The sequence below is a fragment of the Sanguibacter antarcticus genome, from assembly GCF_002564005.1.
Taxonomy (GTDB): Bacteria; Actinomycetota; Actinomycetes; order Actinomycetales; family Cellulomonadaceae; genus Sanguibacter; species Sanguibacter antarcticus.
Genome location: NZ_PDJG01000001.1, coordinates 3,446,712 through 3,472,742, shown reverse-complemented (window position 1 = coordinate 3,472,742; position 26,031 = coordinate 3,446,712). Strand labels below are relative to the sequence as shown.

Sequence of the window (26,031 nt, the reverse complement as noted above, 5' to 3'; positions counted from 1 at the left end):
CCTTTGCTGAGGTGGGCCCGGTGTGAAAGCCCAGTTTACGGGGCGAAACTGGGGGGTTCCTGAAGGGGCGACCACACGATCGGGTGCTCGTCGACGACGACACCGAAAAAGTACGCGGAGACCACGAGGCTGATCAGGACGACCACCAGGGCACCAGGCCATCCAGGGGCCGCACGCCCCAGCGCGACGCGAGCGCCGTAACGTGCCAGCAGCGTCACCGGACCGAACCAGAGCACGGTCACCGCGACGAGCACAGCGATCCCGACCACGCCCGCATAAGCCCACGGCGGCGTGCTCCCGCCGACGACGAGCCGGTCCGTGACGAGCAGCCACCACAGGATCCCGCCGACGACGACGACAGCGCTCGCACCCACGAGCAGCGACGGCACCGTAGCGACGACGGTGCGGACGAGGTGCCAGGGCGCGCGGGCCACAGCCTGGACCCCGTCCGAGCCGCGAGCACCACGGCGTGCACGCCGAGAATGGAAAGCGTCGTGCATCACCCCGACGTAGCGGCACACGAGAACGAGCGCCAGCAGGACCACGAGAGCACGGCCGGGGAACGTCGCACCGGCGAGCACGAGGGCGATCGCGATCGCGAGGACGGAGCCCGTCCGGCGGCGCACGACGGGGCGCGCGTACCCAGGGGCTGCGAGCGGTGCGAGCGGGACGTCTTGCGTAGAGGTGATCGGGGGCCCGACGTCCGCCCGCCCCCCGTAGGAGTCGACCGGGACCGACGGCGGCGGGGGTGGAGCCGGGGCGTACCCGTCGGCGGGGCGGGTGACAGGGACGACCATCGTGGCCGGCTCCTCAGGGAGCGGGGCGACGGTCTGTCCGATGAGCACCGTGCTTCCGTCGTTGTTCGCCTCCTGATCGACAGGCGCGCCGCTCGGCACAGCAGGGAGGACGACCGTCGCGCTCTCCGCCACGACGTCGGGTCCCGGCACCGGCTCTGGTTCGGGCTCGGGCTCGTCCCCGTCCTCGGCCGCGGTCCGGAGGATGGCCACCACCTCGTCGGCGGACAGCCGCTCGGCAGGGTCGGCACAGAGCGCTCCTCGCAGCGCCTTCGAGGTGAGCGGGCCGAGACCGTCGGCGTCCAGGTCGCCCGAGCGCGCGCGAGCGATGACCACCTCGAGCGGGCGCAGACCGAACGGAGGGCGGCCGGTCGCAGCATAGGCAAGGAGCGCGGCCCAGCCCCACCAGTCGCTCGCGACCGACGGGTCGTGCCGGTCGACGAGCTCCGGGGCGAGGTACCCGGGCGTCCCCAGGACGAAGCCTGCGGAGGTCAGGCGCGCGTCCTCCATGCCGTGAGCGATACCGAAGTCGATGAGGACCGGTCCGTCGTCGCTGATGAGGATGTTGCTCGGCTTGAGGTCGCGGTGGATGACGCCTGCGGCGTGCACGGCCGCGAGCGCGTCGCGGAGCTGGTCGGCGAGCTCGTGCAGGTCGACGGGGTCGAGCGGGCCGCCGTTGGCGACCTCTTCTTCGAGCGTGGGGCCGTCGACGAGCTCGGTGACGATGAACATCTCGGCCGAGTCGGCCTCGGCGTCGAGCACCTGCGCGACCGCCGGGTGGCGCACCTTCTGCAGGGCCGCGACCTCGCGTCCCAGGCGTCGGCGCATCTCTGCGTCGGGTGCGAAGTTCGGGTGGAGGATCTTGAGCGCGACCGCTGTCCCTCCGCCGTCGACAGCTTTGTACACGGCGCCCATCGCGCCAGAGCCGAGCGGGGAGACGATGCGGTAGCCGCCGATCTCCGTCCCAGGTTCGAGTCCGATGCGTTCCATGGCGTAACCGTAGGCGAGACGCGCCTCACACGTGTCCAATAGGCGCATTTCCCGGGGTGTCGATACCCTAGGTGCGATTCCAAGGAGTTGATCAAGCATGGGTAAAGACGGGTTCAGTCTCGTAGTGGTCGCCAACCGGCTTCCGGTAGACATGACGGTGGCAGAAGACGGGTCGGTGGACTGGCAGCGTTCCCCCGGCGGTCTGGTGACGGCTCTCGAGCCCGTCATGCAGGACGCAGACGGTGCTTGGGTCGGCTGGTCCGGTGCTGCGGGGCTCGAGGTGGAGCCGTTCGACGCCGACGACATGCGTCTGGTCCCGGTGACTCTCAGCGCGACGGAGATCGAGCGCTACTACGAGGGGTTCTCCAACGACACCCTCTGGCCGCTCTATCACGACGTCATCGCTCAGCCTGCTTTCCACCGCCACTGGTGGGACGCGTACCGGCGCGTCAACCAGCGTTTTGCTGAGGCGGCGGCCGCCCAGGCAGCCCAGGGCGCGATCGTCTGGGTCCAGGACTACCAGCTCCAGCTCGTCCCCAAGCTGCTGCGCGAGATCCGCCCGGACCTGCGGATCGGCTTCTTCAACCACATCCCGTTCCCGCCTCTCGAGCTCTTCCAGCAGCTCCCGTGGCGCAGGCAGGTCATCGAGGGTCTCCTGGGCGCCGACCTCATCGGGTTCCAGCGGGCAGGCGACGCGTCGAACTTCATCCGTGCTGTGCGCCGCCTCACCGACCTGACCACCCGCGGCCAGATCATCACGATGGAGGGGCACGACGGCAAGCCGAGCCGACACGTCCGGGCAGCTCCGTTCCCGATCTCGATCGACTCGCAGCGCTTCGACGACCTGGCTCGTACACCCGAGGTCCAGGCCCGCGCCAAGGAGATCCGCGAGGACCTCGGCGACCCTGAGATCGTCATGCTCGGCGTCGACCGCCTCGACTACACCAAGGGCATCCGGCACCGGATCAAGGCCTACGGCGAGCTCTTGCAGGACGGTCGGCTCGACCCGAGCAAGTCCACCCTCGTGCAGGTGGCGAGCCCGAGCCGCGAGAACGTCGGCGCCTACCAGGAGCTCCGCGAGCACGTCGAGGGTCTCGTGGGCAGGATCAACGGCGAGTACGGCGAGATCGGCCACAGCGCGATCCACTATCTGCACCACTCGTACCCGCCGGACGAGATGGCGGCCCTCTATCTCGCTGCGGACGTCATGCTCGTGACGTCGCTGCGCGACGGCATGAACCTCGTCGCCAAGGAGTATGTCGCTGCGCGCTCGGACGACAACGGTGCCCTCGTCCTGTCTGAGTTCACCGGGGCTGCCGACGAGCTGGCGGGCGCGCTGCTCGTCAACCCGCACGACATCGACGGGATGAAGGAAGCCATCCTCCACGGCGCGCACATGGACCCCAAGGACAAGCGCAAGCGCATGCGCCGCCTGCGCCGCCGAGTCTTGTCGGACGACGTGGCAAAGTGGTCCGAGAGCTTTCTCGGCGTGCTCAGCGCCATGCCGTCTCGCACCACCTACGTCTGAGGTCTGCCATGTCGCTCGAGTCTGTCCAGTCAGCCGTCGCCCGCTTCGTCGAGCAGGCGAGGGCCGGTGCCGACGAGGGGCCGGTCCTCATCGCGACCGACTTCGACGGGGTGCTCGCTCCGCTCGGCGACGACCCGTCGGCGTCCCGTCCCACCGTGGCAGCGGCGGCCGCGCTCGTCCGGCTCGCACGGCTGCCGCACGAGCGCCTGCGGCTCGCGCTCGTCTCGGGACGCCATCTCGAGACGCTCGCTCAGCTCGCGCTCGCTCCGTCGGGCACGATCCTCGTGGGGAGCCACGGGGCCGAGCGCGGCGAGATCCGCCAGGACCCGAGCGAGGACTCGAGCACCCGGCTGCCCGACGTCGAGCGGGCTCCGTTCGATCTCGTCCCTGAGCAGGAGGCCCTCCTCAGGGATGTCACGACCGGGCTCGACGAGATCGTCGAGAACGTCGATGGCGCCTGGGTCGAGCGCAAGCCGTCCGCCGCGGTCCTGCACACGCGTCTGTCCACGGAGACCGACGCCGAGACCGTGTCTACGCGGGCGGTCGCCCTCGGTGAGCGGCTCGGTGCCCATGTGATGAGCGGCAAGAACGTCGTCGAGATCGCGGTCGTCGAGACGTCCAAGGGCGAGGCTCTCCTCGCGCTCCGCGAGGAGCTGGGTGCCACGGTCGTCTTCTACATGGGCGACGACGTCACGGACGAGCGGGCGTTCGCCGTCCTCGGTGCAGACGACCTCACGGTCAAGGTGGGCTCGGGAGAGACCGCCGCCCTCGTCCGCGTCGCCGACACCGACGAGGCCGCAGACCTCCTCGCCGACCTCGCCGACGCTCTCGAGCACGCGCTCGCCTGACCGTCACCTGTGACGGGTGACACAAGCGTGTAAGATGCATCACGAGCGCTGGCCATCTCGACCAGCGTTACAACTGAAGACGAGTGTCAGCGCGGACACGATGCACCACCGCGAGAACACCCCATTCACTACGGATCGTCCGGCACGTACCTGCCGGTGAAGGGATGCCACCACCATGGCTACAGTTACTTTCGACCACGCGAGCCGCGTCTACCCCGGGACCGAGCGCCCCGCCGTCGACCAGCTCAACCTCCACGTCGAGGACGGCGAGTTCCTCGTTCTCGTCGGCCCCTCTGGCTGTGGAAAGTCGACCTCCCTGCGCATGCTCGCAGGTCTTGAGGACGTCAACGCGGGCCGGATCCTCATCGGCGACCGCGACGTCACAGACGTCCAGCCCAAGGACCGCGACATCGCGATGGTCTTCCAGAACTACGCGCTGTACCCGCACATGTCCGTCGCGGACAACATGGGCTTCGCCCTGAAGATCGCCGGCAAGCCGAAGGCCGAGATCCGCTCTCGCGTCGAAGAGGCCGCCAAGATCCTCGACCTCAGCGAGTACCTCGACCGCAAGCCGAAGGCCCTCTCCGGTGGCCAGCGTCAGCGTGTCGCGATGGGCCGTGCGATCGTCCGCCAGCCCCAGGTCTTCCTCATGGACGAGCCGCTGTCGAACCTCGACGCCAAGCTCCGCGTCCAGACCCGTACGCAGATCGCGTCGCTGCAGCGCCGCCTCGGCGTCACGACGGTCTACGTCACGCACGACCAGACCGAGGCGCTCACCATGGGAGACCGCATCGCGGTCCTCAAGGACGGCCTCCTCCAGCAGGTCGGTACGCCGCGCGAGATGTACGACGCGCCGCAGAACGTCTTCGTCGCAGGCTTCATCGGCTCCCCCGCCATGAACCTCGGCACGTTCGCCATCGACAACGGCGTCGCGCAGATCGGTCAGGCACGCATCCCGATCTCCCGCAGCGCCGTCGCCGGCATGACGGCAGAGGACAACGGCAGGGTCACGCTCGGCTTCCGCCCCGAGGCGCTCGACATCGTCGACGCTTCTGACCCGTCGGCCATCCCGATCGAGGTCAACATCGTCGAGGAGCTCGGCTCCGACGCGTACGTGTACGGCACGCTCAAGGCCGACCTCCAGGGTGGCGACCTCAGCTCCGCCGGGGCCGGCGACCACGAGGTCATCGTGCGCATCAACCCGCGCACCGCACCGGCCAAGGGCGAGCGCATCCACGTCGCGATCCGTGCAGGCCAGGAGCACGTCTTCTCTGCGAGCAGCGGTCTCCGGCTCGACAGCATCTGACGTAGGTTGAGGGGCGGGTCTGGCCACACGGCCATACCCGCCCCTTTTGCTCTCTCCGCACGACCAGCGTGCACCCAGCAGCCGACCCGGCTCGCTCCGACCCACGGAAAGGATCACTCCCGTGGCGCAGAATCTCCAGATCACGGCGGCGTCACCTGACCCCGCCCTGCTCGACCTCCCGTGGGACGTCCCCCTGGAGGAGTGGCCAGCATCGGTGCTCGCTGCTCTCCCCCGCGGACTGTCACGGCACGTCGTCCGGTTCGTCCGGCTGTCCGGTGGAGTCATCGCCGTCAAGGAGATCGGGGAGTCGGTCGCATATCGCGAGTACGAGCTGCTGCGCCAGCTGAGCAGGGTCGACGTCCCGAGCGTCGAGCCGGTCGGCGTGATCACCGGTCGACAGGACAAGAACGGCGAGCGTCTCGAGGCCGTGCTCATCACGAAGCACCTCCAGTTCTCGCTGCCGTACCGGTCGCTGTTCAGCCAGACGCTGCGCCCAGACACCGCCACACGGCTCATCGATGCCCTCGCGGTGCTCCTCGTGCGCCTCCACCTCATCGGGTTCTACTGGGGCGACGTCTCGCTGTCCAACACGCTCTTCCGGCGCGACGCCGAGACGTTCGCGGCCTATCTCGTCGACGCCGAGACCGGAGACCTGCACCAGAAGCTCAGCGTCGGCCAGCGCACCTACGACGTCGACCTCGCGCGGACGAACATCATCGGCGAGCTCATGGACCTCGCCGCCGGTGAGCTCCTCGACGAGGACATCGACACGATCGCGATCGGCGACGCCCTCCTCGAGAGGTACAACGAGCTCTGGAGCGCGCTCACCGAGGAAGAGTCGTTCGGCTCCGACGAGCGGTGGCGCGTCGCAGCACGCATCGAGCGGCTCAACCACCTCGGCTTCGACGTCGGAGAGCTGGAGATGACCACAGACATCGACGGCACGAGCGTCCAGATCCAGCCCAAGGTGGTCGACGCAGGCCACCACTCTCGCCGGCTCATGCGGCTCACCGGGCTCGACGTCCAAGAGAACCAAGCACGTCGTCTGCTCAACGACCTCGACTCGTTCCGTGCCGCGACAGAGCGCCAGAACGACGACGAGGAGTTCGTCGCCCACGACTGGTTCTCGGGCATCTTCGAGCCCACCGTCCGCGCTGTCCCGCGGGACCAGCGCCGCAAGCTCGAACCGGCTCAGCTCTTCCACGAGGTGCTCGACCACCGATGGTTCGTCTCGGAGCAGGCAGGGCGCGACGTGCCGATGTCGGAAGCCGTCGAGAGCTATGTGGACCAGGTGCTCCGGCACCGTCCAGACGAGATGGCGATCCTCGGGCTCCCGCCGGAGGCGGCAGACCAGCAGGAGTAGCAGGAGCACGAACGCCCGTGGGGGCCGGTCTGATGACACAGACCGGCCCCCACGGGCATCCAGGGCCGTACAGGCCCGTGCGCGGCGCTCAGGCCGTCGCCGCGACCCTGCTGTGGTCAGGCCTTCGCGACCTCGGCGGTACGCGTGCGTGCTACCTCGTAGAGCGCGATCCCCGCAGCGACGCCCGCGTTGAGGGACTCCATCTCGGAACCGATGGGGATCGACGCGATGACGTCGCACGTCTCGCGCACCAGGCGGGAGAGGCCCTTGCCCTCGGACCCCACCACGAGCACGAGCGGATCCGTCGCGAACGCGAGCTCACCGATATCTGTCGTCCCGCCGCCGTCGAGCCCGACGATGAAGCACCCGGCGGACTTGTACTCGAGCAGCGTCCGGACGAGGTTCGTCGCACGGGCCACAGGGACCCGAGCAGCGGCCCCGGCAGAGACCTTCCACGCCGAGGCGGTCACGCCTGCTGAGCGACGCTCAGGGACGAGCACGCCGTGCGCACCGAAAGCGCCCGCGGACCGCAGGACGGCTCCGAGGTTGCGCGGGTCGGTCACGCCGTCGAGAGCGATGATGAGCGGGCGCTCGCCGGCCGTCGCAGCAGCGTCGAGCAGGTCGTCAGGGTCGCTGTACTCGTACGGCGGCACCTGGATCGCGACTCCCTGGTGCACAGAGTCGTCGGTGAGACGGTCGAGCTCGGGCTTCGTGACCTCGAGCAGGTTGTATCCCCGGCCGGACGCGATCTGAAGGATCTCGCGGGTACGGTCATCAGCCTCGAGACGCGTGCCGAAGTACACGGTGGTGACGGGGATGCGAGCACGCAGAGCCTCGAGGACGGCGTTGCGGCCTGCGACGATCTCGTGCGTCGCGGACACGCTGCGCTTCGCAGGCTTGCCACGGCTCGGGCCGGAACGGCCGGCTGCCGGACGGGAGTAGCCGCCTGCGCTCGGACGACCGCTGCCTCCCTGACGTGAGGAGGACGCGGGCGCTGCCCCCTGGCGCGGGGTGCTCGTGCCACCGTTGCGGCCGCTCTCGTACTTCTCGCCGCGCTCGGCGGCCGCCTTGCGCTTCGACGCGATGTGGTGCGGGCGCTCCTCGGCCTTGGGCGTGGGCCCACGGCCCTCGAGCGCCTGCTTGCCCCATCCGCCGGAGCCGATCTTGGCTCCCTTCTTGGAGCCTGCCTTGCGCACCGCTCCGCGACGCTGTGAGTTGCCTGCCATCAGTTCTGGTCCTCCGTAGGTGTGGCCGCGAGTGTCCATCGCGCGCCGGTAGCTGAGTCCTCGACGACGATCCCGGCCCGCGCGAGGCGGTCCCGGATGGCGTCCGAGGTGGCGAAGTCTCTGACAGCACGCGCGTCGGCGCGTGCCTCGAGCTCGCACGTGACGAGTGCGTCGAGAGCGGTGGCGTACCTGTTGTCGCCGGAGGTGTCCGTCCACCGTCCTGGGTCGAGACCGAGGACGTCGAGCATCGAGCGCACCGCGAGGAGCTCGGCGCGCGTGCTGTGGTCGTCGCGCTCGGCGAGGGCCGAGTTGCCGGCCTTGAGACGCTCGTGCACGACAGCGAGTGCCGCCGAGACGTTGAGGTCGTCGTTCATCGCGGCAACGAACGCCTCCGGAAGCTCGGCGCCGGTGACGACGTCGTCGGGCAGTGCCCCGACGCGCTCGGTCGCGCGATCGACGAACCCGAGAAACCGGTCCCACGTGGCGTCCGCGTCCCCGACGGTGTCGGTTGTCCACTCGATCATGGACCGGTAGTGGACGCTGGCGAGCGCGAAGCGCAGGACTGCCGGACGTGTGTGCTCGAGGACCTCAGAGACGAGGAGCCCGTTGCCGAGGGACTTGCTCATCTTCGCTCCCCCCTGCGTCACCCACGCGGAGTGCATCCAGTACCGGGCGAAGCCGTAGCCTGCCGCGTGCGACTGCGCCTGCTCGTTCTCGTGGTGCGGGAAGCGCAGGTCGAGCCCGCCACCGTGGATGTCGAAGGTCTCGCCCAGGTAGCGCCGGGCCATGGCCGAGCACTCGAGGTGCCATCCCGGGCGGCCGCGACCGAACGGGGTGGGCCAGGACGCCGTCTCCGGCTCGTCCGGCTTCGCGGACTTCCACAGCGCAAAGTCTCGCGGGTCACGCTTCGCGCTGACCTGTGCCTCGTCCTGTGCCGGAGCGAGGTCTTCGAGGCGCTGGTTGGTGAGCGACCCGTAGTCCTTCCACGACCGCACGTCGAAGTACACGTCGCCCTCGGCCGCCTGGTAGGCGTGACCGGCTGCGACGAGACGTTCCATGAGGTCGATCATGTCGGTCACGTGCCCGGTCGCCCGCGGCTCATAGGTCGCAGGCAGGTTGCCGAGGGAGGTGTACGCGTCCGAGAAGGCGCGCTCGTTGATCGCCGCCCACGCCCACCACGGCTCGCCGGCTGCCGCCGACTTCGCGATGATCTTGTCGTCGATGTCCGTGACGTTGCGGACGTACGTCACCCGCAGGCCGGTTCTGCGCAGCCAGCGGACGAGGACGTCGAAGGCGACCGAGAACCGCATGTGCCCGATGTGGGGCGCTCCCTGGACTGTTGCGCCACACACGTAGAGCCCGACCTCACCCTTGTTCACGGGCTCGAAGTCGCGCAGATCACGCGTGGCGGTGTCGTACAGTCGAAGGGTCACGGACCTAAGGCTACCGGCGGGCGCAGTCGTGCGATGAATCCTGGCGTCACCGAGCGTCAGGCTGGCTTCGCGAGCATCCCGATGTCGTGCGCGAGCATCCGCACCTGCGACTCGGCCAGCTCGCTGTCACGGTCAACCACCCAGGCGAGGCAGACACCGTCGAGGAACGTCGCAGCGAACCGGGCGATGTCTTCGGCAGGCCGCGACCACGTGACGCCATGACGCTCGCCCAGGACACCGAGCAGGGTCAGTGCGGCCTCGTACGCCCTGTCGTAGCGGCCCGAGACGAGGGGCCGGAGCATCGTGCGCCGCAGCGCGAGCATCGCGAGCTCATAGCTGACGAGCTGGAACTCGCGACGGGCCGACATCGTCGTCCACAGCTGCAGCGCGACGGACTCGAGGTCCTCCTCGAGCGATCCGTGCATGGTGAGGTCGACCGCCTCGAGGCCCACATGACGCTCGTCGAGCGACGAGCTCATCGCCTGGAGCAGGTCGGCGTGGTCGTCAAAGCTGCCCTGCGCGGCATCCCACGACATCCCCGCGGAGTGCGCGGCCGCGCGCAGGTTCACGTGCTCGACACCTTGATCGGCCGCCAGCTCCAGTGCTGCGTCGACGACCCTGTCCCGGCGCTCTTCGAGCGTCCATCCCATAGTGCTGCTCCCCTTGATTTGTCGTGCGCCCCCACCCCATCATGCTTCAGCCGTCAGCGCGCGGGACCGACGACCCAGCACGTGGACGGGCACAGGTGGGACCGGTGCGCACGGTTGGACGCTACCGCTAGAGCGGGACGACGAGCGCGGTCGCGACGGCCGCGAGCCCCTCGCCACGCCCTGTCAGGCCCAGCCCGTCGGTGGTCGTGGCAGTGACGGTCACCGGGGCTCCTGCCGCGGCACCGAGGACTGCCTGGGCCTCGTCGCGCCGAGAGCCGAGGCGTGGCCGGTTCCCGACAAGCTGGACCGCGACGTTACCGATCTCGAACCCGGCAGCCCTGACGCGAGCGGCAGCCTCGGCGAGCAGCACCGCGCCTGCGGCGCCTGCCCATTCCGGTTCGCTCGTGCCGAAGTTGGATCCCAGGTCGCCGAGCCCTGCTGCAGAGAAGAGCGCATCCGCTGCTGCGTGCGCCACGACGTCGGCGTCGGAGTGCCCCGCAAGGCCCCGCTCACCTGGCCAGTACAGCCCAGCGACCCAGAGCTCGCGTGGGCTGTCGGACGAGGCGAAGGCGTGGACGTCCATCCCCAGCCCCGTCCGTGGCAGCACCGTCATCGGAGCGTGCCCGAAGCGTCGTGGGCAGCGACAGACGCCGCACCGATCTCGCTCGCCAGGAGCCGAGCGACGGCGAGGTCGTGCGCGGTCGTGATCTTCAGAGCGGCCGAGTGCCCTTCGACGACCCACACCGTCTCCCCGACGGCCTCGACGAGGGTCGCGTCGTCCGTCGCGGCGGTCTCTTCAGACCGTGCGCGGTCGACGCCGGCTGCGTGCGCACGCACGAGCAGGTCCCAGGTGAAGCCTTGCGGCGTCTGGACAGCACGCAACGACGAACGGTCCGCAGTACCTGCGACGAGCTCCGGACCCTCGGCGTCGAGCGCCGGCGCGACGAGCTTCATCGTGTCGGTCACCGCGTATCCAGGGATCACTGCGCTGTATCCAGCACGCACGGTGTCGATGATGCGCTTCATCATGCTCGCCGGAGCGAGCGGGCGCGCGGCGTCGTGCACGAGGACAACCTCGTAGGTTGGGTGCCCGCCGGCTTCACGCTCGAGCGCCGCGATCCCGGCGGCCACAGACGCCTGACGCGTCGCACCGCCGGTCACGACCTCCCACGGGACGGTCAGCTCGGTGGTCGAGCGGAGGATCTCCTCGAAGGCTGCGACGTGGTCGACAGGCGCGGTGACCACGATGCGGCAGATCTCTCCGGTCGAGGCCAGACCGAGCGCTGCGTGAGCGAGGAGCGTCCGACCTTCGACCTCGACGAGCGCCTTGGGGTAGCCGAAGCCCAGACGGCTGCCGGAGCCGGCAGCCGTCAGGATGGCGACCGAGGCCATCGTCGCGGTCATGGGGTGACGTCCTCGTCGAGCATCGGCGTGCTCAGGATGCGAGGACCTCGTCGAGGATCGCTTCCGCCTTCTCTTCTTCCGTGTGCTCGGCGAGCGCAAGCTCCGACACGAGGATCTGACGAGCACGCGCCAGCATGCGCTTCTCGCCGGCCGAGAGCCCGCGGTCGGCGTCTCTGCGGGAGAGGTCGCGGACGACCTCGGCCACCTTGATCACGTCACCCGACGCGATCTTCTCGACATTGGCCTTGTACCGACGCGACCAGTTCGTCGGCTCTTCGGTGTACGGAGCACGGAGCACCTCGAACACGCGGTCGAGACCTTCCTGGCCGACGACGTCGCGCACGCCGACGAGGTCGATATTGTCCGCGGGCACCTCGATCGTCAGATCTCCCTGCGTGACCTTGAGCTTGAGGTAGACCTTCTCCTCGCCACGGACTGTCCTGGTCTTGATCTCTTCAATAAGAGCGGCACCGTGGTGCGGGTAGACAACGGTCTCCCCAACTGTGAACGTCATCTGTGGAAGTCCCCTTTCGCGGATGCCGATCTTACCACGTCAGAACGTTGAAATTCCGGGCCGGTCGTCGGGTCTCGACGGGGAGGAGGCTCGAGGACGGCTCGGCGCAGGGCCGTCGATGTGGGCGCTACCACAGCATCCGACGCGCCGGACGGAGCAGCGGACCGGTACGATCGGGAGGTTATGGTCCGCGCCGAAAATCGGGGGCTGAGCCGCCAGAAGCCGCCACGCGAGGCCCGCACGCGACTACAGGAGTTCATTGATGCGCCACAAGACCCTGCCCCGTCCAGCGCTCGCCCTCGGCGTCGCAGGTCTCGCCCTCGCGCTCGCCGCGTGCTCGCCGATCACGACGGACGTGCCCTACGCGGCGTCCGACGGCATCCGCGCGCAGGTCGGGGACCTCGACGTCCTCAACCTCATGATCCTCAGCCCGAGCAAGGACGCCGCCGGACGCCTGCTCGGCGCAGCGAGCAGCGCGTCCGCAGAGCCCGAGACGCTCACGATCGCGGCGCAGGACGGGTCGGTCACCATCCCCGTACAGCTGGAGGCCGGCGAGACCGTGAACTTCTCCGTCGACGACGGCCTCATGCTGCTCATCGACCAGGTCACCGTCGCTCCCGGTGCGAACCTGCCCGTCACGCTGACGACTAGCGCCGGCGAGAGCATCGACGTGTTCGTGCCCGTGCTCGACAGCACCCTCGACGAGTACGCAGACTTCGTCCCGTCCGAGTAGGTCCTCTGCACGCACGAAGGCCGGCCTCCCCTCAGGGAGACCGGCCTTCGTCGTCAGCGGCCGTGCGGCGGGGTGCTCACCCGAAGCGACCGGAGATGTAGTCCTCCGTGGCCTTCTGCGTCGGGGAGGAGAACATCGTCGAGGTATCGTCCATCTCGATGAGACGACCAGGCTTGCCCGTTCCGGCGATATTGAAGAAGGCCGTCCGGTCGCTGACGCGTGCGGCCTGCTGCATGTTGTGCGTGACGATGACGATCGTGTACTCGTCCTTGAGCTCGGCCATGAGGTCCTCGATGGCGAGCGTGGAGATCGGGTCGAGCGCCGAGCAGGGCTCGTCCATGAGCAGGACGTCCGGCTTCACCGCGATCGCCCGCGCGATGCACAGGCGCTGCTGCTGCCCACCGGAGAGGGAGGAGCCTGGTCGGCCGAGTCGGTCCTTCACCTCGTTCCACAGGTTGGCGCCCTGCAACGACGACTCGACGAGGTCGGACGCGTCGGACTTCGAGATCCGACGGTTGTTCAGGCGAACGCCCGCGAGGACGTTCTCCTCGATCGACATCGTCGGGAAGGGGTTGGGTCGCTGGAAGACCATGCCGACCTGACGACGGACGTCGACCGGGTCGACCTCTGCCGCGTAGAGGTCGCGGCCGTCCATGACCGCCTTGCCCTCGACGCGCGCTCCGGGGATGACCTCGTGCATGCGGTTGAGGGTGCGGAGGAAGGTCGACTTCCCGCAGCCTGACGGACCGATGAGCGCCGTGACAGAACGCTCCTCGATGGTCATGGAGACGTCCGCGACGGCGAGGAACTCGCTGTAGTAGACGTTCAGATCGCTGACGTCGATGCGCTTGGACACGTGGTTCCTTTCAGGAAGCTCGCCGGTGCGGAGACCATGACGGCGGGTGGTGCAGGACGGGACGTGCGGACCGCGGTCAACGGATGGCCTTCGGTGAGAAGTACCGGCTCACGAGCCGGGCGACGATGTTGAGGATCATGACGATCGCGATGAGCGTCAGCGCAGCGGCCCAGGCGCGTTCCACGCCGATGCCACCTTGAGAGTACTGGCGATAGGCGTACACCGGCAGGGTCGCCATCCGACCGTCGAAGAGGTCCCAGTTGACGTTCGTGACGATACCGACGGTGAGCAGCAAGGGAGCGGTCTCACCGATGACACGAGCGACTGCGAGCATCACGCCGGTGACGATACCGGCGACTGCTGTGCGCAGGACGACCTTGATGATCGTCAGGTACTTCGGGACACCGAGCGCGTACGCCGCTTCCCGGAGCTCGTTCGGCACGAGCCGCAGCATCTCTTCGCACGACCGGATGACCACAGGGATCATGAGCACCGAGAGCGCTGCGGCACCCATGAGGCCCGATCGGTAGGCCGGGCCGAAAACCCAGGTGAAGAGCGTGAACGCGAAGAGGCCCGCGACGATCGACGGGATGCCGGTCATGACGTCGACGAGGAACGTGATGCTCCGGGCGAGGTGCCCCTGCCCGTACTCGACGAGGTAGATCGCGGTGAGGATGCCGATCGGCACCGAGATCACTGCCGCGGCGACCGTGATGAGCAGGGTCCCCATGATCGCGTGGTAAACACCGCCCTCGGTCATGTCCCCGAAGACCCCGACCATGTTCGTGTTGAGGAACGTCGGGCTGAATCGCTTCGACCCCTCGACGACGACCGTCCAGAGCAGCGACACGAGAGGGATGAGGGCGACCCCGAACGCGAGCGTGATGAGCGTCGTCGCCAGCCGGTCCGTGGCCTGGCGCTCGCCCTCGACGATCCGTGACGTCAGGGTCAGCCCGACTGCGTAGAGCACGATGGCGAGCGCCCCGACTGACGCAAAGGTCGGTGTACCCAGCACGAGGACGAGGAGGAACGCGAGGACGAGAGCACCGGCAGCGAATGCCCAGGGCGCCCACGACGCGAGCTTCCGACGAGCTAGGGTCTGCGTCCCGGTGGCGGGATCGACGGTCGTGGTCGTCATCAGTTGGCTCCAGAGAATTCGCTGCGGCGAGAGATGATCCACCGGGCGAACATGTTGACGGCAAGCGTGATCACGAACAGCGCGAGGCCGGTCGCGATGAGTGCGCTGACGGACAGCCCGGACGCTTCCGGGAACTTCGACGCGATGTTCGCAGCGATCGTCTGGTGCTGCCCTGGCTTGAGCAGGAAGAACGAGTACAGGGCTCCCGGGGACAGGATCATGAGCACCGCCATCGTCTCGCCGAGCGCGCGGCCCAGGCCGAGCATCGAGGCGCTGATGACGCCGGACCGCCCGAACGGGATGACGGCCGTGCGAACCATCTCCCAGCGCGTCGCGCCGAGGGCGAGCGCGGCTTCCTCGTGCAGTCGCGGAGTCTGGAGGAAGACCTCACGGGCGACTGCGGTGATGATCGGGAGGATCATGACGGCCAGGACGACCGAGGCTGTCAGCACGTTCTTCGCTGGCGGCTGATACCCCGCGAAGAGCGGGATGAAGCCGAGGAAGTCGGTCATCCACTGGAAGATCGGGTCGAGCGTCGGCGCGAGCCACAGCGCGCCCCACAGCCCGTAGACGACCGACGGGATCGCCGCGAGCAGGTCGATGACGTAGCCGAGAGCCTGCGCGAGCGAGCGTGGAGCGTAGTGCGAGATGAAGAGCGCGATGCCCATCGAGAGCGGCACGGCGATGAGGAGGGCGAGGATCGACGCGAGCAGGGTGCCGAAGATCAGCGGCCCGACATACCCGAGGAGCGAGCTCCCGCTGAACCACGAGATCTCTTGGAGCTCCTCGGGGCTCGCGGTCAGCGCCGGCCAGGCACGGACGACGAGGAAGACGGCCACGGCTGCCAGTGTCAGAAGGATCGTCAGACCTGCGCCGACGGAGAGGTACTGGAAGATGCGCCCGGCGATCCCGCCCTTGTTGCGCTTCACGTCCGGCTCTCTCTCGTTGAGCTGCTTGTCAGCCCGGGTGGGGCTCAGTACGGCCACTGGTTCTCCGTCGATGGTGAGGTGTGGAACGGGTCCAACGACACGGGCCGCATCGGGACAGGTCCCGGTGCGGCCCTCGGGTGTCAGCCGACGGTGCTGATCGAGTCGATCGCAGCCTGTGCCTCGGCACGCAGGTCGTCCGAGATCGGGGCGGAGCCTGCGACGTCGGCCGCGGCGACCACGTCCTGGCCCTCCGCGCTGGCGACGTAGCTGAGGAACGCCTTGACGTTGGCGGCGTCAGCCTCGTCCTCGTACTGCGAGCACGCGATCGAGTACGAGATGAGAACGAGCGGGTAGGCGCCCGACTCGGTGGTGGTGCGGTCGAGCTCGACGACAAGACGCTTGTCCGTCGAGTCTTCCGTGCGCGGGGAAGCGTCGACGACCTTCGCGGCGGCCTCTGCCGAGAACGGCACGTACTCGTCGCCGACCTTGAGAGCGACCGTACCGAGGTCACCGGCGCGGGACGCGTCGGCGTAGCCGATCGCACCCTCGGCACCTGTCACGGTGTCGATGAGACCAGACGTCTGTGCACCCGACTGCGTGCCGGAGATCGGCCAGTCGCCGCTCGCCTCGTGGGTCCAGGCGCCGTTCGAGGCGGCGGAGAGGTACTCGGTGAAGTTCTCCGTCGTGCCGGACTCGTCAGAGCGGTTCACCGGGATGATGTCGATGTCCGGGAGCTCGACGCCCTCGTTCTCGGCGGCGATCGCCGGGTCGTTCCACATCGTGATGTCGCCGTTGAAGATCTTGGCGATGAGCTCAGCCGACATGTTGAGGTTCGCGGCGTCGACGCCAGGCAGGTTGTAGACCACGGCGATGGGGCTGATGTACAGCGGAAGCTCGATCGCTTCGCCGCCGTAGCAGCGCTCGACTGCCGACTCGAGCTCGTCGTCCTTGAGCGCGGCGTCCGACCCGGCGAACTGCACGCCACCAGAGAGGAACTGCTCGCGGCCACCGCCGGAGCCGATCGACTCGTACGACACGGTGACGTCAGGAGCGACGCCCGTGTAGGTCGCGATCCAGCCGTTCATCGCCTTCTCCTGCGAGCTGGCGCCCGCACCGGCAAGGTTTCCGCTGAGCTCTGCGCCCTCCGTGCTGGCGGACGTGGAGCTGTCCGAGCTGGTTGCATCGGCGCCGCACCCGGCGAGGGAAACTGCGACTGCTCCGACCAGCGCGATGCTGGTGAGGCTGCGGTTGTTCACACGCTTCACTGTCTGACCCATCCTCAAGTTCTCGGCCGCAGCACGGGTTGTCTGCGATCTAGGACGACGCTAAGGAGTCCGGATGACGCGACGACGCTCCCAGGGTGAACGGAAGATGAACAGTGCACAGATACTCCAGCGGACACGGCCCCACCTCCCGACACCGAGGGGTATAACGGTCATTCTGCCTCGACGAACTTGTATCCGAGGCCGCGCACGGTGAGCAGCAGCTCTGGTGTCCCCGGGTCGATCTCGACCTTGGACCGGATCCGCTTGACGTGGACGTCGAGCGTCTTGGTGTCACCGACGTAGTCCGATCCCCACACCCGGTCGATGAGCTGCCCACGTGTGAGGACCCTGCCTGCGTTGCGGAGCAGGAACTCGAGGAGGTCGAACTCCTTGAGCGGGAGCGCGATAGCTTCTCCCCGCACGGTGACGACGTGCCGCTCCACGTCCATGTGCACAGGTCCGGCGACGAGCATGTCCTCCAACGGATCGTCCTCGGTTCCGGCAGCCGGCTGCCGGCGACGCAAGACCGCGCGCACCCGTGCGAGCAGCTCACGGAACGAGTACGGCTTCGTCACGTAGTCGTCCGCACCGAGCTCGAGCCCGACGACCTTGTCGATCTCGCCGTCCTTCGCCGTGAGCATGATGACCGGCACGTCCGACCGCTGGCGCAGCTCCCGGCACACCTCGGTGCCGGACAGCCCGGGGAGCATGAGGTCCAGCAGGACGAGGTCCGCTCCCCCCTCGTCGAACGCGGCGAGCGCCTCGAGCCCTGTCGCGACCGCGACCACCTCGAAGCCCTCACGGGTCAGCTGGTACGTGAGCGGCTCGCGGTAGGACTCCTCGTCCTCGACCACCAGGATGCGGGTCATGCGTCCTCCTCAGGAGATGTGTGCTCTGCGCCGGCTGACGGGATGCGCAGGGTGAACGTGGATCCGCGTCCGGGCTCGGACCAGATCCGCACGTCCCCGCCATGGTCGGACGCGATGTGCTTGACGATGCTCAGGCCGAGACCTGTTCCACCGGTGTCGCGAGAGCGCGCCGGGTCGACGCGGTAGAAACGTTCGAAGATCCGCGCCTGCTGGCTCGCGTCGATACCGATCCCCTGGTCGACGACGACGATCTCCACGAGGTCGCCCGCGCTGCGCACACCGAGCCCGATCCGCGTGTTGGACCCCGAGTACGCGACCGCGTTGTCCAGCAGGTTCCGCACAGCGGTCACCAGGAGCGCGTGGTCGCCGAAGACCCGCAGGCCCGGCTCTCCACCGACGTCGAGCGTGATCTCCTTCGCCTGGGCGACGACCCGAGCCCGGTCCGCTGCCTCGGCAACGACCTCGTCGACCTCGATGACACCGATCTCCGTGAGAGCACCGGCCACCTGGAGGCGGGAGAGCTCGATGATCTCGTGGACGAGAGCGCCGAGCCTGGTCGACTCCTGCTGCATCCGTCCGGCGAAGTGGCGCACCGCCTCCGGGTCGTCTGCAGCGTCCTGCATGGTCTCGGCGAGCAGGGAGATCGCACCGACCGGCGTCTTGAGCTCGTGCGACACGTTCACCGCGAAGTCGCGACGGATGGCCTCGACGCGTCGCGCCTCCGTGCGGTCCTCGCCGAGAACCACGACGTGGTCGCTGTCGAGCCGAGCGACCCTGACCTGGACCATGACGCGCCCCCGACCGATCGGCCCGCGGGGCAGCTCGAGCTCCTCGTCGGCGATGACACCGTCCCGGCGCACCGCGTCGACCATGTCCTGGATCGCCGGGTGGGCGACCGCGTCTGTCCGGACGATCCCGAGCGCGTACGCCTGTGCGCTGGCTCGCACGACGCGGTCGTCGGCGCCGAGGACCACGGCCGCAGAACGGAGGACGGCCAAGACCCTCACCACGCCCGGATCGATCTCCGGAGGCACCCGCACGGGAACCGAGCGCTGCTCTCGCTCGCTCATCCGGAACGCCAGGGTCGCGAGCACACCGGTCATGAGACCGAGCAGTCCTGCCACGATGATCGAATATCCGTCCACGGCGTCAGCCTACGATCACCAGCAGGCATACAGTGGCCGCCTGGCCGTTCAGACGACAGATGGTCAGTGCACGGGCGAGACTGGTCACCCAGTGTTCATGTTGAGTCGGCCCGTCGTTCACGAGACGGCCCCCGCAGCCACACCTGGACTTGTCATCGTGGTCGCTGCACCACACCACGAGAGGGAACACATGCGCGAGATCTTCGAATCAGAGCTCAAGCAGGTCGGTGACGACCTGGCCGAGATGAGCCGTCTGGTGGAGTCTGCCATCAGCCGCGCGGGCACCGCGCTGCTGACTGCCGACCTCCAGCTCGCACAGTCCGTCATCGCCGACGACCATGCGATCGACCAGATCGAGCGACACCTGGACGAGCGCTGCGTGCTGCTCCTCGCCCAGCAGCAACCGGTGGCGACCGACCTGCGCGTGGTCGTCAGCGCGTTGCGGATGAGCGCGACGCTCGAGCGGATGGGCGACCTCGCCCGCCACGTCGCTCAGGTTGCTCGGGGCCGCTACCCCAGCAAGGCGATCGCACCAGCAGCCGAGCACACGTTCGCTGCCATGCACGACGCCGCGACCCGCGTCGCGCGTCGCACCACCACGCTCCTCACCACCCGTGACCTCACCGTCGCGGCCAACATCGAGCGCGACGACGACCTCCTGGACGCGCTGCACCAGGACACGTTCGCTGCGCTCCTCGGCGAGAGCTGGGACGGGACCGCGCAGGAGACGATCGACATCACGCTCGTCGGGCGCTACTACGAGCGCTTCGGCGACCACGGCGTCTCGATCGCCCGTCGCGTCGTCTATCTCGTCACCGGCGACTTCGCCGAGGCGTCGGCGATCCGCTCCGTCTGATCAGACCCGCCGCGGTCGAGCGGCCGCACCCGCTCAGCACACCAGCACCTCGCTCATGACGACGGGCCGGGACTCCTCGAGGAGCCCCGGCCCGTCGTCATGAGCCTGCGTCGACGACGCGGGTGGTCAGCGCCCCTGGTTGGCGACTGCCGCGATCGCAGCAGCGGCAGCGTCGGCGTCGAGGTACCGACCGCCCTTGACGACCGGTGCGAGGTTCTCGTCGAGCTCGTAGACGAGCGGGATGCCGGTCGGCACGTTGAGGCCCGCGATCGCGTCGTCGTCGATTCCGTCGAGGTGCTTGATGATCGCGCGCAGCGAGTTGCCGTGCGCCGCGACGAGCACCGTCTTGCCTGCCTGGAGGTCCGGGACGACCGACCCTTCCCAGTACGGCAGGGCGCGGACGAGGACGTCCTTGAGGCACTCGCTCTGCACGACGGGGGCGTCCGCGTAACGAGGGTCGGTGTCCTGCGAGAACTCAGAGCCGAGCTCGATCGCGGGCGGCGGGACGTCGTAGGAACGACGCCACAGCATGAACTGCTCCTCGCCGAACTCGGCGAGCGTCTGCTTCTTGTCCTTGCCCTGGAGCGCACCGTAGTGGCGCTCGTTGAGGCGCCAGTCGCGCTTGACCGGGATCCAGTGACGGTCTGCGGCATCGAGCGCGAGGTTCGCGGTCGTGATCGCACGGCGCAAGAGCGACGTGTGCACGACGTCCGGGAGGATGCCGGCCTCGGCGAGCAGCCTGCCGCCGCGCGCAGCCTCCTCGACGCCCTTCTCGGACAGCGGGACGTCGACCCAGCCTGTGAAGAGGTTCTTCGCGTTCCATTCGCTCTCGCCGTGACGGAGCAGCACAAGGGTGTATGTCATGGTCCTATCCTGCCGCATGCAGGACACCCCGCGACTGGGCCTTTCGACCGATGGACACTCCCGTCCGATCAGGCACGGACCTCACGCGCGGACCGCCGACGAGTAGACCTCGAGGGTCTGCTCCGCCGTCGCGTCCCAGCTGAACTCGGCGGCCACCCGCACGGCACCGCGGGCGAGGTCGGCCCGCCGTGCGTCGTCGCGCAAGAGGTCTCCGAGCGTGCGCGCCCACCGGCTCGGGTCGTGGTCGGGGACGAGGATCCCCGAGACGCCGTCGGCGACCGCGGTCCGGAGCCCGCCCACGTCAGCTGCGACGACCGGGGTCCCGCACGCCTGGGCCTCCACGGCGACCAGCCCGAACGACTCGCTGCGCGACGGGACAGCGACGACGTCTGCAGCCCGGAACCAGCGTGCGAGCTCTGTCCGGCCTACCGGCGGGTGGAAGACCACGTGCTCCGAGACCCCGACCTGGTACGCCAGCGCCTCGAGCTCGCGCAACGCGGTCGGCCGTCCGCTGGGTCCGCCCAGGACGACGAGGGTCGGGACCGGCTCGCCATGGTCGGCGAGCACCCCGAGCGCACGGATGAGGACGTCGGGTGCCTTGAGGAGCTGCACCCGTCCTGCGAAGAGCACGATCTTCGTGTCCAGAGGAAGCCCGAGGGCAGCACGCTCTGCGGCCCGGCCGGGGCCCTCGGGCGAGAACGTCTCGAGGTCCACCCCAGGTGTCACGACGTGCACGCGCGCCGGGTCGGCGTGATATTGCGTGATGAGGTCGTGCGCCTCGGCCGGAGTGTTGGCGATGAGCGCGTCGGCCTCCTCGACCACCTGCTCCTCCCCGATGATCCGCCCCATCGGCTCGGCTGCGTCTCCCGGGGCCAGCGTCGCGTTCTTCACTCGCGCCATGGTGTGCATCGCGTGCACGAGCGGGACGCCCCACCGGTCGGCGGCGAGCCAGCCTGCCTGCCCGGAGAGCCAGTAGTGCGAGTGCACCACGTCGTACCAGCCCACCTGGCGTGCGGCCTCCGTCCGGAGGACACCTGCCGAGAAATAGCACAGCTGGCCAGGGAGGTCGTTCTTGTCGAGCCCCTCGAACGGGCCGGCCGTGATGTGCCGGACGAGGACTCCGTCGCTGACCTGGACGACGCCAGCCTGGGCAGACGACGTCCGACGTGTGAAGATCTCGACGCTCGCACCACGACGCGCGAGCGCACGGGACAGCTCGGTGATGTAGACGTTCATGCCGCCTGCGTCCCCGGTGCCGGGCTGCTCCAGCGGCGAGGTGTGGACGGAGAGCATCGCCACCCTCGGCAGGTCGTGCGTCATGCGCGTACGGTCACAAGGTGCATCGGACCATCTTCCCACCACGGACGGGGGTCGTCTCGTCGTTCAGCACGGATCGATACCGTACCGGCCCAAAGGTCCCATGATCTCCCCGGGCCCACAGCGGAAGATGGTGAGCATGGAACAGTCGGCAGCAACCACCAGTGCCTCCTCGCTCGCAGCTCTGCGGCTCATGCTCGACGACCCGGCCGACGCCCCTGAGGTGGTCGTGCCGCTGTCCGCGGCAGAGTGCGACCTGCTCGCCGACGACCACATGGTCTGCACCTGCAACAACGTGAGCGCCGGAGAGATCCGGACCGCCATGCAGGACGGAAGCTGCGCCAGCCTGGACGACATCCAGGTCAAGACGCGCGCCGGCGGAGCGTGCGGGCACTGCCTGCCGACCGTCGCCGGCCTCGTGGACCTCGAGATCCTCCGCGCGCGTCCCGCCTGAGGCACACCACGCGCCCGGCCTGAGGTCAGGCGCGTGACCTCGCGTGAGACCAGGTCACGCGACGACGACGCACGCTGGAGCAGGCACCTGCGCCTGCGACACCACGACCCCCGCACCTGTCGAAGGGTCCATCCGCAGCACGACGAGCGACGACGACTCCTGGTTCGCGACGACGAGAAGGTCCGCGCCGTCGTCTGCCTCGACGACGGCGAAGTGGCGGGGCCACACCCCGGCGACCGACGTGTCTGCACGGTGCTCGATCGTCGCAGGCTCGCTCTCCCCTCCCACGTGGACCGCGAAGGTCGACACCACGTCAGGCCCGCGGACCGCGACGTAGAGCCGCGTACCGTCCGGGCTCAGCGCGACGTGGGACGGGAGCGGGACCACCCCTTCGCGCGACGGCGTCACGCACGCCGGAGCGCGCGTCACCGGGACGCCGCTGCCCGAGTCTCGATCCGTCTGCACCACGTGCACGGACGCGTCGAGCTCCCCGACGACGAACGCCGTCCCTCGTGGGTGGACGACAGCGTGCCGTGGGCCGGTCCCCGGACCGAAGACGACCGCGGTACCGTCCGGCTCGACCGTCCCGGAATCGCCGGTCCCTGCGGCACTCCCGCAGCCGTCCGTGCGCCGATAGCGTCGGACCTCGTCTGTCCCGAGGTCCATCACCCAGGCGAACCTGCCGCACGGTGTCGCGAGCGACGAGTGCGCGTGCGGACCACCCTGACGATCGAGGACAGGGCCGGAACCGACGTGCTCGAACGTGACGAGGCCACCGGGGAGGAGGTCGCCAGCGTCGTCGAGCACTTGGACGCCGAACGTCCCCGAGGAGTAGTTGCTCACCCACACCTCGTGCTCGAGCGCCACGACGTGGCACGGGTCGGCTCCCCCGCTCGGCTCGTCGCCCTGCCGCTCGAGGACAGGCGTGCCGTCGACCAGAGTCACCGCGAACGCTGACAGCGTGCCGTGCGCCTGCTCAGACACTGCATACAGCCGCAGTCCCGACGGAGACACGGCCACGAACGAGGGCGCTGCTGCCTCGACGAGCAGCCGTGGTGCGCCGAGGCGGCCGGTGCCCGTATCGAGCGGGACACCCCAGATGCCCTCGCCCGTTCCAGGTCCGTCTCCGGTGGGATAGGTACCGACGAACAACCAGTGCACGGTTCAGGCCTCTCAGATCGCTCGATCACTCGATGGCGGAAGGACACGCAGCCTGGACAGACGTGTGGGTGGCAGGTCCGAAGACCAGCCACCCACACATATCAGAGATGTCCAGACGTTAGTTTGCCGCCTCGTACGCTGCTCGGATCTCCGCCGAGATACGACCGCGCTCGTTCACAGAATATCCGTTGGAACGAGCCCATTCACGAATCGTGTTCGCGCTGGAGCCACCCGCGGCAGCACGGCCGCTCGGTCGGCGTGCAGCCTTCGCACCGGAACGCGCAACCTTGCGTGCGTGACCCGTCCACGTGGAGAGAGAGTCGCGAAGCTGAGCTGCATTGTCCGTGGTCAGATCGATCTCATAGGTGACGCCGTCCAGAGCGAACGTGACGGTCTCGTCTGCGCTACCGCCATCAAGGTCATCGACAAGAATGACCTGTACTTTCTGAGCCACTGAGGGCACCTACCATTCTGTCGTTCGTCGCGGATCATGATGATTCACCACCGAACATTCATGATCACACCATTAAGCAATCCACGTCAACACGGGCAGGAAATCGGTCGTCCGTTCACAGCCCTCGCGAGGCCGGCTCCCGGCCGTCCGTACCACCATCAGTCGACTCAATACGGTCCAATTCCGCGAGATTTGCCCGCTCGTTGCGGTCCGCACGGATGATGAATCGCATGGCGATGTAGAAGATCACGCCGACGCCAATTGACGGCACGAGCGCTTCAGCAACCTGCCAGAATGTATCCACCCGGTCACTCTACGACGCGAACCTGGGAATCCCTGTGTCGCACCGGCACCGCACCCCGCAGCGGTCCGCCGACGGTGCGGGGCGGGGCTGAGTCGTTACTGGGTCGGCTTGACCAGCGGAAAGAGGATGGTCTCGCGGATCCCCAGCCCCGTCAGCGCCATGAGGAGACGGTCGAGCCCCATCCCCATGCCCCCGCTCGGCGGCATCGCGTACTCCATCGCTGTGAGGAAGTCCTCGTCCAGTGCCATCGCCTCAGAGTCTCCGGCCGCCGCGAGGAGAGCCTGCGCCTCGAACCGTTGACGCTGGATGACCGGGTCGACGAGCTCGGAGTAAGCAGTGGCCAGCTCGACGCCGCGCACGTAGAGATCCCACTTCTCCACCTGGCCCGGGACCGAACGGTGGTCGCGCGTCAGCGGCGAGGTCTCGACCGGAAAGTCACGGACGAATGTCGGCGCGTACAACGAATCACCGACGTGGTGCTCCCACAGCTCTTCCACGAGCTTGCCGTGGCTGGCCTTCTTGGGATCGAAAGAGATGCCGTCCCGCGCAGCACGGGCGACGAGCGCGTCGAGCGTCGTCTCCGGAGTGATCTCCTCACCGAGCGCCTCGGACAACGAGCCATACATCGTGATCTGCGCCCACTCGCCGCCGAGGTCGTATTCCTCACCGTCAGGAAGCGTCACCGCCGTGCTACCGAGCACGTCGCGCGCGGCACCCTGCACGAGGTCCTTCGTCAGAGCGGCCATCGTGTCGTAGTCACCGTAGGCCTCATACGCCTCGAGCATCGCAAACTCGGGCGAGTGCGTCGAGTCAGCGCCCTCGTTGCGGAAATTCCGGTTGATCTCGAAGACGCGCTCGATTCCACCGACGACAGCCCGCTTGAGGAAGAGCTCCGGCGCGATACGCAGGAAGAGATCGATGTCGAATGCATTCATGTGCGTCGTGAACGGGCGCGCCGACGCGCCTCCATGGATCGTCTGGAGCATCGGGGTCTCGATCTCCATGAATGTCCGCCGGTGCAGGTTGTCCCGCAAGGAACGCACCACACCGGCACGCAGCCGTGCGACGTCGCGCGCTGCAGGACGCGCGATGAGATCGACGTACCGCTGACGCACGCGTGCCTCTTCGGACAGCTCTTTGTGCAGGACAGGCAGCGGGCGCAGCGACTTCGCCGCGATCTGCCACGAGTCGGCAAAGACGCTCAGCTCGCCGCGCTTGGAGCTGATGACCCGACCGTGAGCGAAGAGGTGGTCCCCGAGGTCGACGTCCGCCTTGAACGCGGCGAGCGACTCCTCGCCCACGACCGCCTGGCTGAGCATGATCTGCAGGCGGTTGCCCTCACCGTCCTGCAGGGCGACGAAGCACAGCTTGCCGGTGTTGCGCAGGAAGACGACACGACCAGCGACCCCAGCGAGCTCGTCGGTCTCCTCCCCCTGCTCGAGGTGCGCGTAGGCGCTGCGGACCTCGGCGATCGTGTGGGTCCGTGGGACCGACACCGGGTAGGCCTCACCACCGCCCTGGATCAACCGGTCGCGCTTCTCGCGACGGACCCGCAGCTGCTCGGGGAGATCGTCGTCGCCGTGCTCTGGCGTCGTGCTGGGGGCGGGGGTCTGCGGAGGAGTCACCCGGC

General features: G+C 68.4%; 26 protein-coding genes. 7 read left to right on the top strand and 19 right to left on the bottom strand.

Going from position 1 to position 26,031, the window contains the following annotated elements; all coding sequences use genetic code 11:
• Window positions 1-35 precede the first annotated feature (35 nt).
• Window positions 36-1,784 carry a serine/threonine-protein kinase gene (locus ATL42_RS15870; protein ID WP_169925458.1) on the bottom strand — a complete coding sequence of 583 codons (1,749 nt, stop codon included), beginning with the start codon at window positions 1,782-1,784 and terminating at the stop codon, window positions 36-38.
• A 97-nt stretch (window positions 1,785-1,881) separates the two neighbouring features.
• On the opposite strand from ATL42_RS15870, the gene otsA reads away from it, so the two are divergent.
• The 4 genes from otsA to ATL42_RS15850 all read left to right on the top strand — a co-directional run bounded on the left by otsA (window position 1,882) and on the right by ATL42_RS15850 (window position 6,829).
• Entirely contained in the window at window positions 1,882-3,312 is a 1,431-nt protein-coding gene (gene otsA / locus ATL42_RS15865; RefSeq protein ID WP_098456192.1) for an alpha,alpha-trehalose-phosphate synthase (UDP-forming), read from the top strand.
• Window positions 3,313-3,320: 8 nt separating this feature from the next.
• Window positions 3,321-4,160, top strand: a complete 840-nt coding sequence (gene otsB / locus ATL42_RS15860; protein WP_098456191.1) for a trehalose-phosphatase — start codon at window positions 3,321-3,323, stop codon at window positions 4,158-4,160.
• Between the two features lie 175 nt (window positions 4,161-4,335).
• Window positions 4,336-5,466, top strand: a complete 1,131-nt coding sequence (locus ATL42_RS15855) for an ABC transporter ATP-binding protein (protein ID WP_098456190.1) — start codon at window positions 4,336-4,338, stop codon at window positions 5,464-5,466.
• Window positions 5,467-5,587: 121 nt separating this feature from the next.
• The gene (locus ATL42_RS15850) at window positions 5,588-6,829 is read left to right on the top strand and encodes a DUF4032 domain-containing protein (RefSeq protein ID WP_098456189.1); all 1,242 of its coding nucleotides are present in this window, start codon (window positions 5,588-5,590) and stop codon (window positions 6,827-6,829) included.
• 116 nt (window positions 6,830-6,945) lie between these two features.
• Here ATL42_RS15850 and rlmB read toward each other — a convergent pair whose 3' ends face one another.
• The 6 genes from rlmB to ATL42_RS15820 all read right to left on the bottom strand — a co-directional run bounded on the left by rlmB (window position 6,946) and on the right by ATL42_RS15820 (window position 12,056).
• Complete coding sequence (gene rlmB, locus ATL42_RS15845) at window positions 6,946-8,055, bottom strand: 23S rRNA (guanosine(2251)-2'-O)-methyltransferase RlmB (RefSeq protein WP_098456188.1); 1,110 nt, start codon at window positions 8,053-8,055, stop codon at window positions 6,946-6,948.
• Window positions 8,055-9,488, bottom strand: a complete 1,434-nt coding sequence (gene cysS / locus ATL42_RS15840; RefSeq protein WP_098456187.1) for a cysteine--tRNA ligase — start codon at window positions 9,486-9,488, stop codon at window positions 8,055-8,057. The genes rlmB and cysS overlap by 1 nt, the downstream gene beginning before the upstream one ends.
• A 56-nt stretch (window positions 9,489-9,544) precedes the next feature.
• Window positions 9,545-10,138 carry a TetR/AcrR family transcriptional regulator gene (locus ATL42_RS15835; RefSeq protein WP_098456186.1) on the bottom strand — a complete coding sequence of 198 codons (594 nt, stop codon included), beginning with the start codon at window positions 10,136-10,138 and terminating at the stop codon, window positions 9,545-9,547.
• 127 nt (window positions 10,139-10,265) lie between these two features.
• Window positions 10,266-10,751 carry a 2-C-methyl-D-erythritol 2,4-cyclodiphosphate synthase gene (gene ispF, locus ATL42_RS15830; protein ID WP_098456185.1) on the bottom strand — a complete coding sequence of 162 codons (486 nt, stop codon included), beginning with the start codon at window positions 10,749-10,751 and terminating at the stop codon, window positions 10,266-10,268.
• Complete coding sequence (gene ispD / locus ATL42_RS15825) at window positions 10,748-11,542, bottom strand: 2-C-methyl-D-erythritol 4-phosphate cytidylyltransferase (RefSeq protein ID WP_245862666.1); 795 nt, start codon at window positions 11,540-11,542, stop codon at window positions 10,748-10,750. The genes ispF and ispD overlap by 4 nt, the downstream gene beginning before the upstream one ends.
• Window positions 11,543-11,573: 31 nt before the next feature.
• Entirely contained in the window at window positions 11,574-12,056 is a 483-nt protein-coding gene (locus ATL42_RS15820; protein WP_098456184.1) for a CarD family transcriptional regulator, read from the bottom strand.
• 262 nt (window positions 12,057-12,318) lie between these two features.
• On the opposite strand from ATL42_RS15820, the gene ATL42_RS15815 reads away from it, so the two are divergent.
• Window positions 12,319-12,789, top strand: a complete 471-nt coding sequence (locus ATL42_RS15815; RefSeq protein ID WP_098456183.1) for a copper chaperone PCu(A)C — start codon at window positions 12,319-12,321, stop codon at window positions 12,787-12,789.
• A gap of 76 nt (window positions 12,790-12,865) precedes the next feature.
• Here ATL42_RS15815 and pstB read toward each other — a convergent pair whose 3' ends face one another.
• From pstB to ATL42_RS15785, 6 genes are all read right to left on the bottom strand, one after another.
• The gene (gene pstB, locus ATL42_RS15810; RefSeq protein WP_098456182.1) at window positions 12,866-13,645 is read right to left on the bottom strand and encodes a phosphate ABC transporter ATP-binding protein PstB; all 780 of its coding nucleotides are present in this window, start codon (window positions 13,643-13,645) and stop codon (window positions 12,866-12,868) included.
• A gap of 76 nt (window positions 13,646-13,721) precedes the next feature.
• Window positions 13,722-14,783, bottom strand: coding sequence for a phosphate ABC transporter permease PstA (pstA, locus tag ATL42_RS15805; RefSeq protein ID WP_098456181.1), 1,062 nt, complete (start codon window positions 14,781-14,783; stop codon window positions 13,722-13,724).
• Window positions 14,783-15,769: a phosphate ABC transporter permease subunit PstC gene (pstC, locus tag ATL42_RS15800; protein WP_098456180.1), complete on the bottom strand. Its 987-nt coding sequence runs from the start codon at window positions 15,767-15,769 to the stop codon at window positions 14,783-14,785. The genes pstA and pstC overlap by 1 nt, the downstream gene beginning before the upstream one ends.
• A gap of 83 nt (window positions 15,770-15,852) precedes the next feature.
• The gene (pstS, locus tag ATL42_RS15795) at window positions 15,853-16,989 is read right to left on the bottom strand and encodes a phosphate ABC transporter substrate-binding protein PstS (RefSeq protein ID WP_098456179.1); all 1,137 of its coding nucleotides are present in this window, start codon (window positions 16,987-16,989) and stop codon (window positions 15,853-15,855) included.
• Window positions 16,990-17,147: 158 nt separating this feature from the next.
• Window positions 17,148-17,846: a response regulator transcription factor gene (locus tag ATL42_RS15790; protein WP_098456178.1), complete on the bottom strand. Its 699-nt coding sequence runs from the start codon at window positions 17,844-17,846 to the stop codon at window positions 17,148-17,150.
• A complete protein-coding gene (locus tag ATL42_RS15785; RefSeq protein ID WP_245862664.1) occupies window positions 17,843-18,991 on the bottom strand; it encodes a sensor histidine kinase in 1,149 nt (382 codons plus the stop codon). Before ATL42_RS15785 ends, ATL42_RS15790 begins: the two co-directional genes overlap by 4 nt.
• Before the next feature lie 190 nt (window positions 18,992-19,181).
• Here ATL42_RS15785 and phoU point away from each other — a divergent pair, with 190 nt between their 5' ends.
• Window positions 19,182-19,847 carry a phosphate signaling complex protein PhoU gene (gene phoU / locus ATL42_RS15780; protein WP_098456177.1) on the top strand — a complete coding sequence of 222 codons (666 nt, stop codon included), beginning with the start codon at window positions 19,182-19,184 and terminating at the stop codon, window positions 19,845-19,847.
• Window positions 19,848-19,973: 126 nt separating this feature from the next.
• Here the strand turns inward: phoU and ATL42_RS15775 are convergent, their stop codons facing one another.
• Together ATL42_RS15775 and mshA are read right to left on the bottom strand one after the other, a co-directional pair.
• On the bottom strand, window positions 19,974-20,711 hold the full coding sequence (locus ATL42_RS15775) for a phosphoglyceromutase (RefSeq protein ID WP_098456176.1): 738 nt from the start codon (window positions 20,709-20,711) through the stop codon (window positions 19,974-19,976).
• 81 nt (window positions 20,712-20,792) lie between these two features.
• A complete protein-coding gene (mshA, locus tag ATL42_RS15770; RefSeq protein WP_098456175.1) occupies window positions 20,793-22,031 on the bottom strand; it encodes a D-inositol-3-phosphate glycosyltransferase in 1,239 nt (412 codons plus the stop codon).
• A 136-nt stretch (window positions 22,032-22,167) separates the two neighbouring features.
• Here mshA and ATL42_RS16525 point away from each other — a divergent pair, with 136 nt between their 5' ends.
• A complete protein-coding gene (locus ATL42_RS16525; RefSeq protein WP_169925457.1) occupies window positions 22,168-22,482 on the top strand; it encodes a (2Fe-2S)-binding protein in 315 nt (104 codons plus the stop codon).
• 54 nt (window positions 22,483-22,536) lie between these two features.
• Here the strand turns inward: ATL42_RS16525 and ATL42_RS15760 are convergent, their stop codons facing one another.
• The 4 genes from ATL42_RS15760 to lysS all read right to left on the bottom strand — a co-directional run bounded on the left by ATL42_RS15760 (window position 22,537) and on the right by lysS (window position 26,026).
• Window positions 22,537-23,643: a lactonase family protein gene (locus ATL42_RS15760; protein ID WP_098456174.1), complete on the bottom strand. Its 1,107-nt coding sequence runs from the start codon at window positions 23,641-23,643 to the stop codon at window positions 22,537-22,539.
• A gap of 118 nt (window positions 23,644-23,761) precedes the next feature.
• Window positions 23,762-24,097 carry a histone-like nucleoid-structuring protein Lsr2 gene (locus ATL42_RS15755; RefSeq protein ID WP_098456173.1) on the bottom strand — a complete coding sequence of 112 codons (336 nt, stop codon included), beginning with the start codon at window positions 24,095-24,097 and terminating at the stop codon, window positions 23,762-23,764.
• Window positions 24,098-24,212: 115 nt separating this feature from the next.
• Window positions 24,213-24,401: a hypothetical protein gene (locus tag ATL42_RS15750; RefSeq protein WP_098456172.1), complete on the bottom strand. Its 189-nt coding sequence runs from the start codon at window positions 24,399-24,401 to the stop codon at window positions 24,213-24,215.
• Window positions 24,402-24,496: 95 nt separating this feature from the next.
• Window positions 24,497-26,026 (bottom strand): lysine--tRNA ligase, encoded by a 1,530-nt coding sequence (lysS, locus tag ATL42_RS15745; RefSeq protein ID WP_098456171.1) that lies wholly within the window; start codon window positions 26,024-26,026, stop codon window positions 24,497-24,499.
• Window positions 26,027-26,031: the final 5 nt, after the last annotated feature.

Coding starts and splice junctions, on each gene's coding strand:
- otsA (WP_098456192.1), top strand. CDS start 1,882: ATGGGTAAAGACGGGTTCAGTCTCGTAGTGGTCGCCAACCGGCTTCCG.
- ATL42_RS15775 (WP_098456176.1), bottom strand. CDS start 20,711: ATGACATACACCCTTGTGCTGCTCCGTCACGGCGAGAGCGAATGGAAC.
- ATL42_RS16525 (WP_169925457.1), top strand. CDS start 22,168: ATGGAACAGTCGGCAGCAACCACCAGTGCCTCCTCGCTCGCAGCTCTG.
- rlmB (WP_098456188.1), bottom strand. CDS start 8,055: ATGGCAGGCAACTCACAGCGTCGCGGAGCGGTGCGCAAGGCAGGCTCC.
- ATL42_RS15855 (WP_098456190.1), top strand. CDS start 4,336: ATGGCTACAGTTACTTTCGACCACGCGAGCCGCGTCTACCCCGGGACC.
- ATL42_RS15870 (WP_169925458.1), bottom strand. CDS start 1,784: ATGGAACGCATCGGACTCGAACCTGGGACGGAGATCGGCGGCTACCGC.
- ATL42_RS15815 (WP_098456183.1), top strand. CDS start 12,319: ATGCGCCACAAGACCCTGCCCCGTCCAGCGCTCGCCCTCGGCGTCGCA.
- pstS (WP_098456179.1), bottom strand. CDS start 16,989: ATGGGTCAGACAGTGAAGCGTGTGAACAACCGCAGCCTCACCAGCATC.
- mshA (WP_098456175.1), bottom strand. CDS start 22,031: ATGACGCACGACCTGCCGAGGGTGGCGATGCTCTCCGTCCACACCTCG.
- phoU (WP_098456177.1), top strand. CDS start 19,182: ATGCGCGAGATCTTCGAATCAGAGCTCAAGCAGGTCGGTGACGACCTG.
- ispF (WP_098456185.1), bottom strand. CDS start 10,751: ATGACGGTGCTGCCACGGACGGGGCTGGGGATGGACGTCCACGCCTTC.
- otsB (WP_098456191.1), top strand. CDS start 3,321: ATGTCGCTCGAGTCTGTCCAGTCAGCCGTCGCCCGCTTCGTCGAGCAG.
- ATL42_RS15835 (WP_098456186.1), bottom strand. CDS start 10,138: ATGGGATGGACGCTCGAAGAGCGCCGGGACAGGGTCGTCGACGCAGCA.
- ispD (WP_245862666.1), bottom strand. CDS start 11,542: ATGACCGCGACGATGGCCTCGGTCGCCATCCTGACGGCTGCCGGCTCC.
- ATL42_RS15790 (WP_098456178.1), bottom strand. CDS start 17,846: ATGACCCGCATCCTGGTGGTCGAGGACGAGGAGTCCTACCGCGAGCCG.
- pstA (WP_098456181.1), bottom strand. CDS start 14,783: ATGACGACCACGACCGTCGATCCCGCCACCGGGACGCAGACCCTAGCT.
- ATL42_RS15820 (WP_098456184.1), bottom strand. CDS start 12,056: ATGACGTTCACAGTTGGGGAGACCGTTGTCTACCCGCACCACGGTGCC.